This window comes from Streptomyces sp. NPDC001393 (genome assembly GCF_053597455.1).
Genome location: NZ_JBSFIH010000003.1, coordinates 265,585 through 284,378, shown reverse-complemented (window position 1 = coordinate 284,378; position 18,794 = coordinate 265,585). Strand labels below are relative to the sequence as shown.

At 71.7% G+C, this 18,794-nt stretch carries 18 protein-coding genes; 9 read left to right on the top strand and 9 right to left on the bottom strand.

Annotated elements, in window-relative coordinates; translation table 11 throughout:
- Nucleotides 1–21: 21 nt before the first annotated feature.
- Nucleotides 22–528 (bottom strand): sigma-70 family RNA polymerase sigma factor, encoded by a 507-nt coding sequence (locus ACWC2T_RS06395; RefSeq protein WP_450669308.1) that lies wholly within the window; start codon nt 526–528, stop codon nt 22–24.
- Nucleotides 529–620: 92 nt separating this feature from the next.
- On the bottom strand, nt 621–1,796 hold the full coding sequence (locus ACWC2T_RS06390; protein WP_450669307.1) for a glycerophosphodiester phosphodiesterase family protein: 1,176 nt from the start codon (nt 1,794–1,796) through the stop codon (nt 621–623).
- 365 nt (nt 1,797–2,161) lie between these two features.
- On the opposite strand from ACWC2T_RS06390, the gene ACWC2T_RS06385 reads away from it, so the two are divergent.
- Entirely contained in the window at nt 2,162–2,833 is a 672-nt protein-coding gene (locus tag ACWC2T_RS06385; RefSeq protein ID WP_450669306.1) for a lysophospholipid acyltransferase family protein, read from the top strand.
- Between the two features lie 87 nt (nt 2,834–2,920).
- On the opposite strand, the gene ACWC2T_RS06380 is transcribed toward ACWC2T_RS06385, so the two are convergent.
- From ACWC2T_RS06380 to ACWC2T_RS06360, 5 genes are all read right to left on the bottom strand, one after another.
- Nucleotides 2,921–4,444, bottom strand: a complete 1,524-nt coding sequence (locus ACWC2T_RS06380; protein ID WP_450669305.1) for an MFS transporter — start codon at nt 4,442–4,444, stop codon at nt 2,921–2,923.
- The gene (locus ACWC2T_RS06375) at nt 4,441–4,992 is read right to left on the bottom strand and encodes a TetR/AcrR family transcriptional regulator (RefSeq protein ID WP_450669304.1); all 552 of its coding nucleotides are present in this window, start codon (nt 4,990–4,992) and stop codon (nt 4,441–4,443) included. Before ACWC2T_RS06375 ends, ACWC2T_RS06380 begins: the two co-directional genes overlap by 4 nt.
- Before the next feature lie 83 nt (nt 4,993–5,075).
- Entirely contained in the window at nt 5,076–6,047 is a 972-nt protein-coding gene (locus ACWC2T_RS06370) for an aldo/keto reductase (RefSeq protein ID WP_450669303.1), read from the bottom strand.
- Nucleotides 6,048–6,232: 185 nt separating this feature from the next.
- Nucleotides 6,233–7,666: an argininosuccinate lyase gene (argH, locus tag ACWC2T_RS06365; RefSeq protein ID WP_450669302.1), complete on the bottom strand. Its 1,434-nt coding sequence runs from the start codon at nt 7,664–7,666 to the stop codon at nt 6,233–6,235.
- A 41-nt stretch (nt 7,667–7,707) separates the two neighbouring features.
- Nucleotides 7,708–8,901, bottom strand: a complete 1,194-nt coding sequence (locus tag ACWC2T_RS06360) for an argininosuccinate synthase (RefSeq protein WP_450669301.1) — start codon at nt 8,899–8,901, stop codon at nt 7,708–7,710.
- Between the two features lie 167 nt (nt 8,902–9,068).
- Here ACWC2T_RS06360 and ACWC2T_RS06355 point away from each other — a divergent pair, with 167 nt between their 5' ends.
- The 3 genes from ACWC2T_RS06355 (at nt 9,069) to ACWC2T_RS06345 (ending at nt 11,367) form a co-directional block, all read left to right on the top strand.
- Nucleotides 9,069–9,935, top strand: a complete 867-nt coding sequence (locus tag ACWC2T_RS06355; RefSeq protein WP_450669300.1) for a hypothetical protein — start codon at nt 9,069–9,071, stop codon at nt 9,933–9,935.
- 136 nt (nt 9,936–10,071) lie between these two features.
- Nucleotides 10,072–10,659: a pyridoxamine 5'-phosphate oxidase family protein gene (locus ACWC2T_RS06350; RefSeq protein ID WP_450669299.1), complete on the top strand. Its 588-nt coding sequence runs from the start codon at nt 10,072–10,074 to the stop codon at nt 10,657–10,659.
- 3 nt (nt 10,660–10,662) lie between these two features.
- A complete protein-coding gene (locus tag ACWC2T_RS06345; protein WP_450669298.1) occupies nt 10,663–11,367 on the top strand; it encodes a L,D-transpeptidase family protein in 705 nt (234 codons plus the stop codon).
- 5 nt (nt 11,368–11,372) lie between these two features.
- On the opposite strand, the gene ACWC2T_RS06340 is transcribed toward ACWC2T_RS06345, so the two are convergent.
- Both ACWC2T_RS06340 and ACWC2T_RS06335 read right to left on the bottom strand, forming a co-directional pair.
- Nucleotides 11,373–12,854 (bottom strand): sensor histidine kinase, encoded by a 1,482-nt coding sequence (locus ACWC2T_RS06340; protein WP_450669297.1) that lies wholly within the window; start codon nt 12,852–12,854, stop codon nt 11,373–11,375.
- Entirely contained in the window at nt 12,851–13,591 is a 741-nt protein-coding gene (locus ACWC2T_RS06335; protein WP_450669296.1) for a response regulator transcription factor, read from the bottom strand. Before ACWC2T_RS06335 ends, ACWC2T_RS06340 begins: the two co-directional genes overlap by 4 nt.
- A gap of 208 nt (nt 13,592–13,799) precedes the next feature.
- On the opposite strand from ACWC2T_RS06335, the gene ACWC2T_RS06330 reads away from it, so the two are divergent.
- From ACWC2T_RS06330 to ACWC2T_RS06310, 5 genes are all read left to right on the top strand, one after another.
- Nucleotides 13,800–15,146, top strand: coding sequence for a ferredoxin reductase family protein (locus tag ACWC2T_RS06330; RefSeq protein WP_450669295.1), 1,347 nt, complete (start codon nt 13,800–13,802; stop codon nt 15,144–15,146).
- Nucleotides 15,147–15,156: 10 nt separating this feature from the next.
- On the top strand, nt 15,157–15,678 hold the full coding sequence (locus ACWC2T_RS06325; RefSeq protein ID WP_450669294.1) for an FMN-binding protein: 522 nt from the start codon (nt 15,157–15,159) through the stop codon (nt 15,676–15,678).
- Between the two features lie 73 nt (nt 15,679–15,751).
- On the top strand, nt 15,752–17,134 hold the full coding sequence (locus ACWC2T_RS06320) for a ferredoxin reductase family protein (RefSeq protein WP_450669293.1): 1,383 nt from the start codon (nt 15,752–15,754) through the stop codon (nt 17,132–17,134).
- A gap of 18 nt (nt 17,135–17,152) precedes the next feature.
- Nucleotides 17,153–17,947 (top strand): FMN-binding protein, encoded by a 795-nt coding sequence (locus tag ACWC2T_RS06315; protein ID WP_450669292.1) that lies wholly within the window; start codon nt 17,153–17,155, stop codon nt 17,945–17,947.
- Complete coding sequence (locus ACWC2T_RS06310) at nt 17,940–18,743, top strand: FAD:protein FMN transferase (protein ID WP_450669291.1); 804 nt, start codon at nt 17,940–17,942, stop codon at nt 18,741–18,743. Before ACWC2T_RS06315 ends, ACWC2T_RS06310 begins: the two co-directional genes overlap by 8 nt.
- Nucleotides 18,744–18,794: the final 51 nt, after the last annotated feature.

Below are 18,794 nucleotides of genomic sequence, written 5' to 3'. Positions count from 1 at the left end.
ATCACCTGTCGTCCCTCACTCCTATCCCCGCACTTCGCGGGCCGCAACCTCCGGCGTGAGCAATCGGCGCAGACATCCCAGACATCTGGAGCGTTCCGGACCGAGACTGCCCTGTGAGATACCCAACTCCCCCGCGATCTCCCGGTATGTCAGGTCCTTCGGGGACAACAGGGCCTCGATGAGCCGGGGGCAACGGCCGGGCAGCCGGCGCACCGCGTCGCGCAGCGCGCGGTACCGGGCGGCGGCGAGGACGTGACTCTCGGGATCGGTACGGGCGTCGTCGGCCGGCTCGGCGCCGTACGGGCACTCCCGGCGGGTGGTACGGCGGCTGCGGCGGGCCTCGGCCCGCACGGCCCGGCGCAGCCAGCCCTGCGGGTCCGGCGGCGGCCCGTCGGTCTCCAGCCGCTCCAGCAGGCGGAGCCAGACGGCCTGCTCCAGGTCGCCCGGTTCGCTCCCGGCGGCATATGCCTCGGCCGAGGCCTCGGCGGTGAGCAGCGGACCCAGGGTGGCTACCAAGTCGTGCGTCATATGCGGAACGACGCGCCGCCCCGGCAGCGGGTTTCCGGGGCGGCGCACAGTCACCCCGAACGAGGTGACAAAAGGACTGTCGGTTGACGTGGTCAGCCGGCCAGGAAGTCGCCGCGGGCGAGCACGCCGGTGTCGGCGTTGTCGGTGAACACACCGTCAATGCCGGTCGCGAAGTACGTCCTGAAGGCGCCGAAGGGGTCGCCGTAGCCGTCGGCCGTGCTGCCCTTGCGGTACTCGGCCGGGAGGAAGGGGTTCTCGTTGCGCATGGTGTAGGGGTGCAGGACCAGGCCCACCTTGTGCGCGTCGGAGACCAGGGTGGTCGGCTTGGTGAGGTTGCCGTTCGCGTCCTTCGGGATGATGAGGTCCAGGGTCGGGCCGATGCCCTGGGCATAGCCGGCGATCTCCCTGAGGCCCTTGGGTGTGATCAGGTCGGCGACCGTCCGCGGGTCGCCCGCCTCGACGAAGTCGTAGGGGCGGCTGTCCGCCGAGGAGAGCAGCACGACGAGCGGGTTGTCCACCAGTTGGTTGAGCTTCTGGATGCTGCTGGGCTCGAAGGACTGCAGGATCACGGGCGAGTTCCGGCCGCCCTTGCCGTACTTGTGCAACAGCTTCGCCACCCGCTCCTCCAGGCCCAGGCCCAGCTTGCGGAAGTAGGTGGGGTGCTTGGTCTCGGGGTAGATCCAGACCTGCTTGCCGCGCTTGCGGGTCTGCTCGTCCTGCCACTTCAGGACCTCTTCGAACGTGGGTATCTCCCAGCGCCCGTTGTAGAGGGCGTTGTGCGGCCGGTTGGCCGGGATGCGTTCGACCGCGCGCAGGGTCTTCAGCTCGGCGAGCGTGAAGTCCTCGGTGAACCAGCCGGTGGTGGCGACCCCGTCCAGCATCTTCGTGGTCTTGCGGTCGGCGAACTCCGGGTGCGCGGCGACGTCCGTGGTGCCGCCGATCTCCGGCTCGTGCCGGCACACCAGATGGCCGTCCTTGGTGGGCACCAGGTCACCGGCCTCGACGACGTCGGCGCCCAGGTCCAGGGCCAGGTCGTACGAGCCGAAGGTGTGCTCGGGGCGGTAGCCGCCGGCGCCGCGGTGGCCGATGATCGTCGGCACCGGCAGGCTCTTCAGGCCCCGGCCGCCCGGTCCGGCCGGCCGGTTCTCGGCGGCCTCGGCCGCGCCCGGCAGCCCGAGGGCCGCTCCGCTCACGCCGAACACCGCCGCGCCGAGGATCGCCCGCCGCCCGGCGCCCTGGGTCTTCTGGTTCTCCTGGTCGCTGCCCATCAGCGCCCTCCTGCCGTCCGCTCGTGCATGCGGGCCGATCGTAGGAGCGTGCACATGACCGAAGGGAGTCCCTCGCCGGAACACCCGGGTGACGCCGTATGTCCTGTGGGAGCCGGGTGGTGACGGCCCGTCGTACCCGCGGGAAGGGCGGGGCGGCCGAGTGGGTGAGGGCTTCGCGCGATCTCCGTCACACCGTCTCCGCGGTGTTACGGCCCGTCCCCGAGGCGTCACCGCAGGTAAACCCGCGTCAACACTTCGTAAGACCTCGGTGAACCGGCCGTACCCGATGTGCGCCGTGCCTGGGGCCGCGAGTAATGTCCTCACCTGCACAGACTCATATCGACCCCTCGACATCGGAGGACCCGTTGTCCCGCTTCGCGCTCATCAAGGCAGTGCTCGGACCGATCATGCGCCTGATGTTCCGCCCACAGGTGGAGGGCGTGGAGAACATCCCGGGGGACGGCCCGGTCATCCTGGCGGGCAACCACCTCACCTTCATCGACTCGATGATCCTGCCGCTCGTGTGCGACCGGCAGGTCTTCTTCATCGGCAAGGACGAGTACGTCACCGGCAAGAGCCTCAAGGGGCGGCTGATGGCGTGGTTCTTCACGGGCGTCGGCATGATCCCGGTGGACCGGGACGGCGGGCGCGGTGGTGTGGCAGCGCTGATGACCGGGCGGCGCGTCCTCGAAGAGGGCAAGATCTTCGGCATCTATCCGGAGGGCACGCGGTCTCCCGACGGCCGCCTCTACCGTGGCCGCACCGGCATCGCCCGTCTCACGCTGATGACGGGCGCGCCGGTGGTCCCCTTCGCGATGATCGGCACGGACAAGCTGCAGCCGGGCGGGGCGGGGATGCCGCGGCCCGGCCGCGTGACCGTGCGGTTCGGTGCGGCGATGGAGTTCTCCCGGTACGAGGGCATGGACCGGGACCGGTACGTGCTGCGGGCGGTGACCGACTCCGTGATGGCCGAGGTCATGCGGCTGTCGGGGCAGGAGTACGTAGACATGTACGCGACGAAGGCAAAAGCCGCCTAGTCGCCGTAGAAGTTCCCGCCGGCTTGCGAGTGCGGGTGAGTGGTCGCTTCTCGCGCAGTTCCCCGCGCCCCTTTCGGGGCGCTTCACTCACCCGGCTCCTTCCAGCTTCTGCCCCTTCAGCAAGAACCACGCCGCAATCGCCGTTCCCAGCAGGACCGCCGCTCCCGCGCCCGACGCCAGATGCAGGCCGTGGACGAAGGAGTCCCGGGACGCGGTCAGGAGTGCCTCCGCCGTGTGCGGGGGCATTCTTGTTGCCGCCTCCACCGCCGCGCCCAGTGATTCGTGTGCCTGGGGCGGGGTGCCGGCCGGGCCGGTGAAGTCGCGGTAGGTGCCCGTGACGATGGAGCCGAGCAGGGCGATGCCCAGGGCGGCGCCCAGTTCGTACGCCGTCTCGGAGACCGCCGAGGCGGCGCCCGCCTGTTCCTTGGGCACGCTGGAGAGGATCACGTCGGCGGTGACCGTGAAGGAGAAGCCCGCGCCGATGCCCACGACCAGGAGCGCGGCGCCGAGTACGGGGTAGCCGGTGGACCGGCCGAGTGCCGTCAGCGCGGCCAGGGCCAGGCCGACCGCCGCGAGGCCGCCCGAGACCACCGCGCGGACCGAGAAGCGGCGGGCCGCGCGGCCCGCGACCAGGCCGGCCGCCACCGCGCCGACCGCGGCGGGCAGTTCGGCCAGGCCCGCCTCGAACGGGCGCCTGCCCTGGACGAGTTGCAGGTACTGGGAGAGGAAGAACACCAGGCCGGACATGCCGAGCACGGTCAGCAGGTCGGCGAGGACCGCCCCGCTGAAGCCACGGCGCCGGAAAAGCCGCATGTCCAGCAGCGGGGTCGGCATGGCGAGCTGGCGGTGGACGAACCCGTACAGGGCCGTCGCGCCGAGCAGTGCCGTGGCGAGCACCGGCCGGGTGAACCCGTGCGTGGCGGCCTCCTTGACCGCGTACACGACGGCGATCATGCCGACCAGCGACAGGACGACGCTGATCAGGTCCCAGGGGCCGGGGTTCGGGTTGCGGGACTCGGGCAGGGTGCGGATGCCGACCAGGACCAGGACCGCCATCACCGGCAGGTTGATCAGGAAGACCGAGCCCCACCAGAAGTGCTCGAGGAGGAAGCCGCCGGTGATCGGGCCGACGGCCGTGCCGGCGGAGGCGGTCGCGCCCCAGATGCCCACCGCGAGGCTGCGCTCGCGCGGGTCGTGGAAGAGGTTGCGGATCAGGGCGAGGGTGGCGGGCATCAGGGTCGCGCCCGCGACACCGAGCAGCGCCCGCGCCAGGATCATCAACTCCGGTGTGGTGGCATAGGCGTTGAGGACCGATATCGCGCCGAACGCGGTGGCACCGCCGAGCAGGATCCGCTTGCGGCCGATGCGGTCGCCGAGGCTGCCCATGGAGACCAGCAGGCCGGCGATGACGAAGGAGTAGACGTCGCCGATCCACAGGAGCTGAGTGCCGGAAGGGCCCAGGTCCTCGCTGATGTAGGGGGTCGCCAGTCCGAGGACGGTGGCGTCGACGGCCACCAGCAGCACGGCCAGGACGAGAACGGAGAGCGCGAGCCAGCGGCCCGGGCGCGTCACCGCCTGCGTCGTCGCGGCCGGCTGCAGGGTGCTGGTCATGATTCCTCTCTTCGTAGCGCGCCGCCGAGCAGCAGTTCGGCGACCATCGTCGGAAAGTCCCGGGCGGCCACGCGGCCGTCCAGGGCGGCCCAGGCACAGGAGGCGGTCAGGCCGTACAGCGCCTCGGTGAGCCAGACCGGGGTGAGGTCGATACGGAACTCCCCCGCCTGCTGTCCGCGCTGGAACACCGCTCCGATGCGGGCGTCCAGGCGGAGCCAGCCCTCGTTCTGCCGGTCGCCCTCCCACAGCTGGCTCTCGCCGTACAGGAAGGCGAGCAGTCCGGCGGCGGGCTGGATCTCGCGCACCAGCCTGCGTACGGCCTCGCTCGCGGGTCCCTCGTCCAGCCGGGCCCGGTCCACCGCCGCCTCGCACTCCTCGATGCCGAGCGCCTCCAGCGCCCGGACGAGGGCGTCGCGCCCGGCGAAGTGACGGTGCAGGGTCGCCCGGCTGATCCCGGCGGCCTTGGCGACCTCGTCCATGGTCGCGGTGGATTTGCGGGTCAGCAGCGCGGCCGCACTGCGCAGCACCTGGTCACGATCAAGAGCCATGAGACAAGGGTAAACCATATGAGACAGATTTGTCTCACACTGGGCACATGTGACTCATAGTCGCTGGTCGGAAAGGGTGACCGTCAGTGCCAGGGCAGCTGGCCGCGCCGCTCCCAGTAGGCGGGCGGGTCCTCGGCGAGCGTGGCGAGGCGGGTCAACTGGTCCGCGTCGAGGTCGACGGCGGGCGCGTGGAGGTTGGAGACGAGCTGGGTGACCGTCGCGGCGCCGGAGAGCACGACGCCCGCCCAGGGCCGGCGCAGGATCCAGGCGAGCGCCACCGCGTCGCAGCCGAGGCCGGTCTCCCCGGCGACGGCCCTGAGCAGCTCAGGGGCGTTCGGCGCGGCCAGCCGGCCGTTGGCCATGCCCTCCTTGACGATCACGGTGAGGCCGGCGTCGTGCGCCTCGGCGAGCGCGGGCGCCGCCGAGGTCTCGAGCACGTTGTACGTCGACTGGACGGTACGGAAGAGGGGTTCGCCGTCGGTGGTCACCTGGAGGGCGGCGCGGATCGCGTCCGCCTGGGCGGGGCCGCTGGTGGAGAAGCCGATGGTCAGGCCCTGGGCGGCGGCCTCGGCGAGCCGGGCGTGCAGGTCCTTGTCGGTGAGGGCCGGGCTGTCCGGGGTCACCGAGTGGATCTGGTAGAGGTCGAGCCGGTCGCCGAGCACGGCGTCGGTCTCGGCGCGCTGCCGCTCGTACGCCGCGAGGCTGTGGTCCTTGACCTCGTGCGTCTCGGCGTCCGCCGACCAGCCGGCGGTGTAGGTGTAGCCCCACTTGCTGCCGATGACCACGTCGTCGATGTCGGGGCGGGTGTTCAGCCAGTCGGCCAGGAACTCCTCGGAGCGGCCGTAGGAGCGGGCCACGTCGAAGTAGCGGACGCCCTGGGCGTAGGCGGCGTCGAGGAGTTCGTGGGTGCGGGTGCGCAGCGCGTCAGCGCTGCGGTTCTCCCCGAGGTCTTCTTCGCGGCCGAGGTTGATGTAGCCGGGGCGACCTACTGCGGCCAGGCCGAGGCCGATGTGACAGGTGGGGGTGGTGGCGGTGGCGAGGCGGGAGAAGGGCATCGCGGGTTCCGTTCGGTCGGCTCCGGTACGGCTTCCGACCAACGTAACCCGCGATGACGCTCCGCTTGGGGAGCCGGGGCGCCTGAGAGCTCGGGACTTGCGGTGCGTCGGCGAGTGCGGGTGCTCTGTGGTTGCTCGCGCAGTTCCCCGCGCCCCTCAGGGGCGCGGGGATGAGGGGCGCTGGATCAGCTCCGCTTCTCCACGTCCGCCCAAACGTGCTGGGCCGCCACGTCCGCCTTCACCTCGGACAGCTGGATCGCGACCGCGCTCGGTGCCGTGCCGCCGCGGCCGTTGCGGGAGGCGAGGGCGCCCGGCACGTTGAGGACCGTACGCACCTCCGGGGTGAGATGCGCGGAGATCTTCGCGAACTGCTCGTCCGTGAGGTCGTCCAGCTCCTTGCCCTCGGCCTCGGCGACCTTGACGCACTCGCCCGCGACCTCGTGGGCCACGCGGAACGGCACACCCTGCCTGACCAGCCACTCGGCGATGTCGGTGGCGAGCGAGAAGCCGGCCGGGGCCAGCTCCTCCATGCGCTCGCGGTTGACCGTGAGGGTGGCGATCATGCCGGTGAAGGCGGGGAGCAGGACCTCCAGCTGGTCGCAGGAGTCGAAGACCGGCTCCTTGTCCTCCTGCAGGTCGCGGTTGTAGGCCAGCGGGAGGGCCTTGAGGGTCGCCAGCAGGCCGGTCAGGTTGCCGATCAGGCGGCCGGACTTGCCGCGCGCCAGCTCGGCGATGTCCGGGTTCTTCTTCTGCGGCATGATCGACGAGCCCGTGGAGAACGCGTCGTGCAGGGTCACGAAGGAGAACTCCTTCGTGTTCCAGATGATGATCTCCTCCGCGATCCGGGACAGGTTGACCCCGATCATCGCCGTGATGAAGGCGAACTCCGCCACGAAGTCACGGGACGCCGTGCCGTCGATGGAGTTGCCGACGCTGCCGTGCTCGAAGCCGAGGTCCTGCGCGACCGCCTCCGGGTCCAGGCCCAGGGAGGAGCCGGCGAGGGCGCCGGAGCCGTACGGGGAGACCGCCGTACGGTCGTCCCACTGGCGCAGCCGCTCGGCGTCCCGGGACAGGGCCTGGACATGGGCGAGGACGTGGTGGGCGAAGAGCACCGGCTGGGCGTGCTGGAGGTGGGTGCGGCCGGGCATCGCGACGTCCGGGTGGGCCTCGGCCAGGCCGATCAGGGCGTCCTGGAGGTCGGCGATCAGGCCGCCGATCGTCCGGGCGTGATCCCGCAGGTACATCCGGAAGAGGGTCGCGACCTGGTCGTTGCGGGAGCGGCCGGCGCGGAGTTTGCCGCCGAGGTCCGGGCCGAGGCGCTCCAGGAGGCCGCGCTCCAGGGCCGTGTGGACGTCCTCGTCGGCGATGGTGCCCACGAACGCGCCGGAGGCGACGTCGGCCTCCAGCTGGTCCAGCCCGGCGATCATGCGCTGCAGCTCGTCCTCGGTGAGGAGGCCGGCCTTGTGCAGCACGCGCGCGTGGGCACGTGAACCGGCGATGTCGTACGGCGCGAGCCGCCAGTCGAAGTGGACGGACGCGGACAGCTTCGCCAGGGCCTCGGCGGGACCGTCGGCGAAACGGCCGCCCCAGAGCCGTACGTCACCGCTGTTGCTGCTCACTTGCGCTGCTCCTAGAGAGAGGGTGGATGGACGAACCGTACTCAGGCCAGGTCCCGCCGGGCGGCGATCTTCGACGACAGGCCGTAGATGTCGATGAAGCCCCTGGCCGCGGACTGGTCGAACGTGTCGCCCGTGTCGTAGGTCGCGAGGTTGAAGTCGTACAGCGACTCCTGGGACCGGCGCCCGGTGACGACCGCCCGGCCGCCGTGCAGGGTCATGCGGATGTCGCCGGTCACGTGCCGGCTGGCCTCGTCGACGAAGCCGTCCAGGGCGCGCTTGAGCGGGGAGAACCACTGGCCGTCGTAGACGAGTTCGCCCCAGCGCTGCTCGACCTGCCGCTTGTAGCGGGCGAGTTCGCGCTCGACGGTGACGTTCTCCAGCTCCTGGTGGGCGGTGATCAGGGCGATCGCGCCCGGAGCCTCGTACACCTCGCGGGACTTGATGCCGACGAGGCGGTCCTCGACCATGTCGATCCGGCCGACGCCCTGGGCGCCGGCGCGCTCGTTGAGCTGCTGGATGGCCTGCAGGACGGTGACCGGCTTGCCGTCGATCGCGACCGGGACGCCCTCCTCGAAGGTGATGATCACCTCGTCGGCCTCGCGGGGCTGCGCCGGGTCGGCGGTGTACTCGTAGATGTCCTCGATCGGGGCGTTCCAGATGTCCTCCAGGAAGCCCGTCTCGACCGCGCGCCCGAAGACGTTCTGGTCGATGGAGTACGGGGACTTCCTGGTGGTGGCGATCGGGAGCTGCTTGGCCTCGCAGAAGGCGATCGCCTTGTCCCGGGTCATCGCGTAGTCGCGGACCGGGGCGATGCACTTCAGGTCGGGGGCGAGGGCGACGATGCCGGCCTCGAAGCGGACCTGGTCGTTGCCCTTGCCGGTGCAGCCGTGGGCGACCGTGGTGGCGCCGTGCTTCTGGGCGGCGGCGACGAGGTGCTTGACGATCGCCGGCCGGGAGAGGGCGGAGACCAGCGGGTAGCGGTCCATGTAGAGGGCGTTGGCCTTGATCGCGGGGAGGCAGTACTCCTCGGCGAACTCGTCCCTGGCATCGGCCACTTCGGCCTCGACGGCGCCGCAGGCGAGGGCGCGCTTGCGGATGACGTCCAGGTCCTCGCCGCCCTGGCCGACGTCCACCGCGACGGCGATGACCTCGGCGCCTGTCTCCTCGGCGATCCAGCCGATGGCGACGGAGGTGTCCAGACCGCCCGAATAGGCGAGTACGACGCGCTCGGTCACGGGTTTCTCCTCACACTGCGCACGCTGTCATGCATGAGTATGCAGAGCTCTGCATGATTCGTCAATCGCGGGGACCTTTGAACAGGGGAAACCGCTTTCCCGTATTCCTCGGTGAACGCAGGCGCCGCGTTGCAACCCACGACTTCCCGACCGAGTGAGGCATCCGTATGTCCAGGGCTCTTCCGAAGTACAACAAGCGTCGCGTGGCGGTCATCGGCGGCGCCGCCGCCGTGGCACTGTCCGGCGCGTTGATCGCGGGCTCGGCCCTCGCCGGAACCCCTGCCAGGAGCGGCGGCGCGGCACAGGCCCGCACCCTTTCCGGCCCCGGCACCATCACCTGCCCGGACGTCGCCTCCAGGCTCCCCGCCGTCCCCGCCTCCGCCAAGGCCGAGGTCGACCGCAACCTCACCCTCCTGCAGACCCAGATCCAGGAAGCCAACAAGCGCCTGCAGACCACCGTCGGCCAAGGCGGACCCAACTTCGTCAACAACGCCATCCTCGGACCCCTCAAGGACAAACGCGTCTCCACCATCGACCGCATCGCCATCGCCATCGGCCGCACCACCACCAAGCCCACCGGACTCGACACCCTGGCCGCCTGCACCCTGAACGCCGGCGGCACCGGCGCAGCGGGCGGCGGGGCGGCGGGCGGCGGGGCGGCGGGCGGCGGGGCCGCCGCACCGAGCACGGCCGCGACCCAGCAGTCCGGTGCCGGTACGACGGCCGCAGGCGCCGCCGGAGCCGGCACCATCACCTGCCCCGACGTCGCCTCCAGGCTCCCCGCCGTCCCCGCCACCGCCAAGGCCGAGGTCGACCGCAACCTCACCCTCCTGCAGACCCAGATCCAGGAAGCCAACAAGCGCCTCCAGACCACCGTCGGCCAAGGCGGACCCAACTTCGTCAACAACGCCATCCTCGGACCCCTCAAGGACAAACGCGTCTCCACCATCGACCGCATCGCCATCGCCATCGGCCGCACCACCACCAAGCCCACCGGACTCGACACCCTGGCCGCCTGCACGCTCACCAAGTGACGTAGCAGGCAGCCGTGGCCGCCCCGACGAGCGCCGGCCGGGGCGGCCACGGTGAGATCGGTGCGCGGGTCCGGATGGCGGACTCTTCCGCAATTTCCTTAGACAGCCGAAGGAATCGCGTCGATACTCGTCAGACATGGGAAAGACCTATGAGCGCATCGACGGCAGGCTCCGGACCTTCATCGAGGAGCAACCCCTCTTCTTCACCGCGACCGCCCCGCTGTCCGGCAACGGCACGGTCAACCTCTCACCCAAGGGCCTCAAGGGCTCGTTCGCGGTGCTCGACGAACTGACCGTGGCCTACCTGGACTTCGCCGGGTCCACCGCCGAGACCGTCGCGCACCTCAGGGAGAACGGCCGGATCACCCTGATGTGGTGCGCCTTCCAGGGCCCGCCGAACATCGTGCGCGTGCACGGCCGGGGCGAGCCGGTCTTCCGGGACGACCCGCGCTTCATGGAGCTGCTCGCTCACTTCCCGGACATCGACCCGAGCCGACACGGGCTGCGCGCGGTCATCGTCGTCCACGCGGAGCTGGTCCGGGACAGCTGCGGGTACGCCGTCCCCTACATGGCCTACGAGAGCGATCGCGAGCTGCACGGGAAGCGGTTCGCGCGCGAGGACGACGCCTCGCTGAGCGCCTACTTCGAGAAGAAGGAGCACATCGCGACGAGCCTGGACGGACTACCCGGGCTGCCGCTGCCGCTGCCCCCGTCTACCGTCTGAGCCATGCGCCCCGGTGTCGTACTCGCTCTCGTCTCCGCCTCCTCGCTCGCCGTGCTCGGTTTCGCACCGGGTCCCGGATCCGAGCCCCTGCCCACGCGGATGGCCGACACCGGCGGCGGCAGCCAGCTGATCACCGCCCAGGCACCGGACACCGGCTCGACCTCGGGGACCGTCGCCTGGTGGGACCTGCGGGACGGACAGTGGGTGCAGGCCGGTTCCGCGCCGGCCCGGTTCGGGGCGAAGGGACTCACCGAGGGCGGCTCGCGCCAGCAGGGCACGGACACCACGCCGACCGGGCTGTACGACCTTCCGTTCGCCTTCGGGATCAAGGCGGCGCCGGAGGGGACGAAGGTCGTGTACCGCCCCGTGCGGGAGAGCTCCTGGTGGTGCCAGGACAACGACTCCGCGGCCTACAACCGCTGGGTGGATCCGCTGCCCGCCGACTGCCGGGCCTCGGAGTCCGAGCACCTGATCACCTACAGCACCCAGTACGCGTACGGTCTCGTCATCGGCTTCAACTACGACCAGCCGGTGCGGGGGCGCGGGGCCGGGATCTTCCTCCATGTGAACGGGCAGGCGGCGACGGCCGGTTGTGTCTCGGTGCCGGAGGACGCGATGCGGCAGATCCTTCAGTGGGCGGAGCCGGACCGGAAGCCGCACATCGCCATCGGGACGGTGGACGGAGCCACGGCCCTGACCCGGTACTGAAGGGGTCAGCTCGCCGGAAGCCGCACCGTGAACGTCGTGGAACCCGGGCTGCTCTCCAGCTCCACACTTCCCCCGTGCGCCGCCGCCACCGCCGCCACGATCGACAGGCCGAGGCCCGCGCCGGAGCCCGAGGCGCCGGTGGGTCGGCGGTGTTCGGCTCGGGTGAAGCGTTCGAAGACGCCGGGCTGGACCTCCTCGGGGACACCGGGGCCGTCGTCGTGGACGGAGAGGAGGGCCGCGTCGGCGTCGGCCTCCAGGGTGACAGTCACCTTGGTGCCGACGGGCGTGTGCAAACGCGCGTTGGCCAACAGGTTGGCCAACACCTGTTGGAGACGGTGGGCGTCGCCCGGGACCGTGACCGGGTCCTCGGGCAGGTCCAGGGTCCAGCGGTGGCCGGGACCCGCGGCGCGGGCGTCGGTGACCGCGTCCAGGACCAGGTGGGTCAGGTCGACGGGCCGGCGTTCCAGAGGGCGGCCCGCGTCGAGGCGGGCGAGCAGGAGAAGGTCGTCGACCATCAGGCCCATCCGGGCGGACTCGGCCGTGATGCGCTGCAGGGCGCGGGTGACCTCCGGCGGTACCGGGCCGGGATGCAGCAGGGCCAGCTCGGCGTGGCCGCGCACCGAGGCGACCGGGGTGCGCAGCTCGTGGCTGGCGTCGGCGGCGAAGCGGCGCAGCCGCTCCTCGCTCGCGTGCCGCTTGGTCAGCGCGTCCTCGACGTGGCCGAGCATGCGGTTGAAGGCCGCGGCGACCCGGCCGACCTCGGTGCCCTGGTCGGCGTCCGGGGCGCGTGGCGGCAGCGCGACCTCGCCGCTGGCCAGCGGGAGCTCGCTGACCCGGGCGGCGGTGGCGGCGACCCGGCTGAGGGGCCGCAGCGACCAGCGGACCCAGAGGGCGCCGGCCACGCCGGTGGCGGTCAGGGCCAGGCCGAAGACGATCACGGAGACCAGTTCGAGGCGCTGCACGGCGGACCGTACCGGCTCGGTCGGCAGCCCGGTGATCAGCACGTCTCCGTCGCGGCCCGGCCAGGCCATCAGCCGGTAGTGGTGCAGATGGGACAGGCACACGGTGTGGCCAGTGCCGTCCACCGGGACCGCGGCCAGGGCCGCGCGATCGGAGGCGGTCAGGTCGACCCCGAGGTCGGAGTTCTCCCCCGAGGGCACGACCGCGGCGCTGGTGACCTGGCCCTTCACCAGGCGGGCGCCAAACGTCTCGGCGGCCTGCCGGCGGGTGTCACCGTGCTCGTCGCCGTCACCGTCGGAGGGCTTGTAGGTGCCGTGCTCCAGGCTCTGCGGGAAGGCCGGCCCGGTCTGTGCCAGTTGCTGGTCGAGCCGGCGGGTGAGGAAGCCGTTCAGTTCCACGACGGCGGCCACGCCGACCGCGGCGCAGCTGACGGCGAGCAGGACGACCAGGCCCGCGCTGAGCCGGGCGCGCAGGGTGCGGGGGCGGGGCAGCCGGCGCAGGCGGCTCGAGAGGGACCGGCGGCTCACCTGGTCACCGGTTTCAGGACGTAGCCCGCCCCGCGCACGGTGTGGATCATGGGCTCGCGCCCCGCGTCGACCTTCTTGCGCAGGTAGGAGATGTACAGCTCGACCACATGGGCCCGGCCGCCGAAGTCGTAGGACCAGACCCGGTCGAGGATCTGCGCCTTGCTGAGCACGCGGCGCGGGTTGCGCATGAGGAAGCGCAGGAGCTCGAACTCGGTGGGCGAGAGTTCGATCAGTTCGCCGCCCCGGGTGACCTCGCGGGCCTCCTCGTCCATCACCAGGTCGCCCACGACCAGCCGCGGCCCGTCCTCCTGCTGCCGGGCCATGCCCGCCCGGCGCAGCAGGCCGCGCAGCCGGGCCACGACCTCCTCCAGGCTGAAGGGCTTGGTGACGTAGTCGTCGCCGCCCGCCGTGATGCCCGCGATCCGGTCCTCGACCGCGTCCCGTGCCGTGAGGAAGAGCACACAGACGTCCGGCTTCACCTCGTGCAGCCGGCGCAGCACGGCGAAGCCGTCGGTGTCCGGGAGCATCACGTCCAGGACGACGGCGTCGGGCAGCAGCTCGCGTGCCGTGCTGAGCGCCGCGGCGCCGTCGCCGGCGGCCCGCACCTCCCAGCCCTCGTAGCGCAGGGCGCCGGTGAGGACCTCGGCGAGGTCGGGGTCGTCGTCGACGACGAGGACGCGCAGCGGGGTGCCGTCGGGGCGGGTGAGGGCCGGGCGGCCGGAACGGGTGGTGTTCATCGCGCCTCCCAGCATCACCCATCTGGCGGGATGCGCGGCACCGCCTCCGCTCTGAGTTTTCTCTGAGGGCTCTCAGGTCCGCTGAACCCAGTCTGAGAACCAGCTCTGAGTCTGCTCTCAAAAGGCCTGGTCAGGGTCTCGCTCAGAGGTCCCTCAGAGCTTTGCGCCGCACAGTGGCCCGGTACGACGGACGAAGGGACAGCGACTGATGACCACCGTGGATGTGCGGCGGGCGGCCCCGCCCCTGACCGCACGGCGCTCCCCCGCGGGACCTGTGCTGGCCGCGCTGTGGGCCGGGGCGGCGGCCGTGGTCGCGCTCTGGTGGGCGGACACCGGGTCCGTGGTCGGCACGGCCGGGTGGCTGACCGGCGCCGGGCGGATCGCCGGACTGCTGTGCGGGTACGCCTGCGCGGTGCTGGTCGGCCTGATGGCGCGGGTGCCGCTGCTGGAGCGGCGGATCGGCTCGGACCGGGTGGCGCGCTGGCACGCGATGGCCGGCCGGTACACGGTGTGCCTGCTCGTGGCGCACATCGCGCTGATCCTCACCGGGTACGCCGCCCAGGACCGGGCCTCGCTCTGGCACGAGGCGGTGACCGTCGTGCTGGACTACCCGGACATGCTCAAGGCCACCGCCGGCACGCTGATCCTCTTCGCGGTCGGCATCACCTCGGCCCGCGCGGTGCGCCGCCGGACCAGCCACGAGTTCTGGTACTACGTCCACCTGCTGACGTACGCGGCCGTCTTCCTGGCCTTCTTCCACCAGCTGACCCTCGGGAACGAGTTCAACGGCAAGCCGGTGGCGACCGCCGCCTGGTACGTGCTGTACGGCGGGGTGGCGGCCCTGGTGCTGTGGTACCGGATCCTCGCTCCGGTCCGGCTCAACCGCCGTCACCGGCTGCGGGTGGACTCGGTCAGCAAGGAGGCGCCGGGCGTGTACTCGGTCGTCGTGCGCGGGCGGCACCTGGACGAGCTGGGGGCGCGGCCGGGGCAGTTCTTCCGCTGGCGGTTCCTCGGCGAGGGCCTGGGCTGGACGTCGACGCCGTACTCGCTGTCGGCGCCACCGCGCCCGGATCTGATGCGCATCACGGTCAAGGCGCTCGGCGACCACAGCGCCGCCGTCGCCCTGCTGCGGCCCGGCACCCGGGTGTGGGCGGAGGGCCCGTACGGCGCCATGACCGCCGACCGCGCCACCAGCCACCACTCCCTGCTGATCGCGGCCGGTGTCGGCATCACCCCGCTGCGCGCCCTGTTCGAGACGCTGCCCGGCGAGGTCACCCTGCTGTACCGGGCGCGCAGTGCCGAGGACCTGGCGCTCGGCGGCGAGCTGGAGGCGATCGCCCGGTGGCGCGGCGCCCAGGTGCTGTACGCGCTGAACGGTCCCCGGGGCGAGCGTCCGGCCATCACCGCGGACTCCCTGCGCGCGACCTTCCCGGGCCTCGCCGGCCACGACGTCTACATCTGCGGGCCGCACGGCTTCGCGCAGGACGTGTACCAGGCGCTGCGGGCGGCCGGGGTGCCGGACCGCCGTATCCACCACGAGTCGTTCGAGCTGTGAGGTTGTCCACGTGCACGCGTTGAAGAAGAGCCGTCCCCTGCGCCGTATCGTGCTCGCGAGCGCCGCCACCGTCTCCGGCATGGTGCTGCTGCTCTCGCTGAAGCCGCACACGAGCCCCGCGCTGGCCACGGCCGGCACCAAGTCGCCCACGGTGGCGAGCAGTTCGGCCCCCTCAAGTGGATCGAGCGGATCAAGTGGATCCAGCGGGTCGTCGGGCGGATCGGGCGGCTCCGCCTCGGGCACGAAGGGCGGCGTCTCCAGGACCGCCACCGGCGACACCGTGCAGACCCGCTGGGGTCCGGTCCAGGTGCGGGTGACGATCAAGAGCGGCAGGCTGACGGACGTGACGGCCGTGCAGTACCCGTCGGACAACCCGCGTGACCAGGAGATCAACAGCTACGCACTGCCCCAGCTGCGGCGTGAGGCGCTGGCCGCGCAGAGCGCGAACATCGACATGGTGTCCGGCGCCACGTACACCAGCACCGGCTACAAGCAGTCCCTGCAGTCCGCGCTGGACTCGGCCGGACTGTGACGCCCGGACTCTGAACACGCGGCGCATGCGGCACGTATCTGTGGGCCAAGGGTCAAGTCCCCACGGAGGAACCGTGTCCACCACGCTCGCAGGCGGACGTGCCGCCCGCCGACAGACGATGCGCCGCATCCGCCCGCGCCGCTCCCCGGCCGTACCGCTGCTGCTCGCCGTCTGGGCGGGCGCGGCGGCCGTGCTGTGGCTCTGGTGGCACAACACGCCGTCCATCGCCGACGACACCGGCAGGATCCTCAACGCGGGCCGGATCACGGGCCTGTTGGCCGGCTATCTGATGGCGCTGGTCGTGCTCCAGATGGCGCGTGTGCCGGCGCTGGAGCGGCGGGTCGGCTCCGACCGGGTCGCCCGCTGGCACGCGATGAGCGGCCGCTACACGCTCTGCCTGATCGTGGCGCACGTCTTCCTCACCATGTGGGGGTACGCGCGCCAGGCGGGCAAGTCGCTCGGCGACATCGTCCAGCAGACCATCGACTCCATCAACCAGCTGCCCGACGTGGGCAAGGCCGCCATCGGCACGGGCCTGTTCGTGCTGATCGGCCTGACGTCGATCGGCCCGGTCCGCCGCCGGTTGCCGTACGACACCTGGTACCACGTGCACCTGATGACGTACGCGGCGGTGTTCCTGACGTTCTGGCACCAGATCACCACCGGCAACGACTTCGCGGTCGAGCCGGCCGCCAAGACCTTCTGGTACGCCCTGTACGGCACCGTCACCGCGCTGGTGATCTGGTACCGGATCCTCACCCCGATCCGGCTGAACCTCCGGCACCGGATGCGGGTGGAGGCGGTCATCGAGGAGACGCCGGGCATCGTGTCGGTGCTGATCGGCGGGCGCAGGCTGCACCGGATGGGCGCGGAGGCGGGCCAGTTCTTCCGCTGGCGGTTCCTCGCGCCGGGCATGCGCTTCAGCTCGCACCCGTACTCGCTGTCGGCGGCGCCCCGCCCGGACATGCTGCGGATCACGGTGAAGGCGATCGGCGACCACAGCGCGCGGCTGCGCGAGCTGACGCCCGGCACCCGGGTGTGGGCCGAGGGCCCGTACGGCGCGCTCACCGCGCAGCGCCGCAGCCGGGGCAAGGTGCTGCTGGTCGCGGGCGGGGTCGGCATCACGCCGATGCGGGCGCTGTTCGAGACGCTGCCCGGCGCGGCCGGTGACATCACGCTGCTGTACCGGGCCAACAGCACTCAGGACCTGGCGCTGTGGGACGAGCTGGCGAAGATCGCCGACGAGCGGGGCGCCCGGCTGATGTACGCGGTGAACAGCCCCGACGGGGAGCGGCCGGACATCTCCGCGGAGAACCTCGAGCGGAAGATCCCGGACATCGACCGGCACGACGTCTTCCTGTGCGGCCCGCCCGGGTTCGCGCAGTCGGTGTACGAGGCACTGCGCGGCGCGGGGGTCCCCGCCCGCCGCATCCATCACGAGTCGTTCGAGATGTGAGCGGGAGCTAGGAAAGCGATGAGGAAGAGCCACCCCCTTCGACGGGTCGTCCTGGCCACCGCCGCGACCGTGTCCGGTGTCGTGCTGCTGCTGTCGCTGAAGCCGGCGTCCGACCCGGCCGCGGCGTCGGCGGCGGGCGCGGCCCCGCAGGCGACGGCAGGGCAGCAGTCACCGCAGGGCGGCACGCAGCCGGTCGGCGCGGCCGGTTCGAGCGCCGGCACGGTGACCGGTGACGCGACGCAGACGCAGTACGGGACGGTGCAGGTACGGCTGACCGTCGCGGGCGGCAGGATCACCAGGGCGGAGGCCGTCCAGGCGCCCAAGGGCGGACTCAGCGACCAGAAGACGGCCATGGCCGTCCCCAAGCTCAACCAGGAGGCCGTCGCGGCGCAGAGCGCGCAGATCGACGCGGTCTCCGGGGCGACGTACACGAGCAACGGCTACAAGAAGTCGCTGCAGTCGGCGCTGGACAGGATGAAGACGTCCGCCGGATCCTCGAAGGGGACCTCGGCCGGGTCCGCTTCGTCCGGTACGGCACAGGCCCGCACGGTCACCGGCAAGGTCGCGCAGACGCAGTACGGCCCGGTCCAGGTGCGGATCACGGTCAGCGGTGGCAAGATCACGAAGGCGGACGCCGTCCAGGCACCCAAGGGCGGACTCAGCGACCAGAAGACGGCCATGGCCGTCCCCAGGCTCAACCAGGAGGCCGTCACGGCCGGCAACGCGAACATCGACGCCGTCTCCGGCGCGACCTACACCAGCACCGGCTACAAGCAGTCGCTGCAGTCGGCGCTGGACCAGGCCGGTGGCTGACACGGTGGCCGAGTCGGCCGATGCTCCCGCCGCGGTGCGTCATGCGGAGGAGGTCATGGGGACCGTCTTCTCCTTCGACGTCCGCGGCGGGGAACCCGCCGCGGTGCGTGCCGTGCTGGCCGAGGCCGTCGCCGGTCTGCACCGCGCGGACGCGGTGTTCAGCACCTACCGCGAGGACAGCGAGGTCTCCCGGCTGGCCCGGGGTGAGCTGACCGTGGCTCAGTGCGCGCCGGAGGTGGCCGAGGTGCTGGACCTCGCGGCCGAGGCGGAGCGGGTGAGCGAGGGCTGGTTCAGCACGCGCTACCAGGGCTCCCTCGACCCCACCGGCATCGTCAAGGGCTGGGCCGCCGAGCGGGCCGCGCGGCTGCTGGCGGGGGTGGCCGGGGTGCGCGGCGTGAGCGTCAACGGCGGCGGTGACGTCCAGCTCCTCGGCACACCGGAGCCGCACCGGCCGTGGCGGGTGGGGGTGGCGGATCCGCTCCGGCCGGGTGGTCTGGCGGCGGTCGTCTCGTCGGCCGGCGTGGCCGAACTGTCGGTGGCGACCTCGGGTACGGCCGAGCGGGGCGCGCACATCGTGGATCCGCGCACGGGGAAGTCCGCGGTGTCGGACCTGGTGGCCGTGACGGTGGTCGGTCCTCGGCTGACCTGGGTCGACTGCTGGGCCACGGCGGCCTTCGCGATGGGCTCCCGGGCGGGCCTGGCGTGGCTGGAGTCGCTGCCCGGCGTGGAGGCCCTGCTGATCACGGCCGGGGACGAGGTGCGCTGCACCGGGGGGCTGGCCGAGCGATTGGGCTGACGCTCGGATTCCTCCGGAAATTTCCGCGGGAACGCCATCCAACTCCGGTCC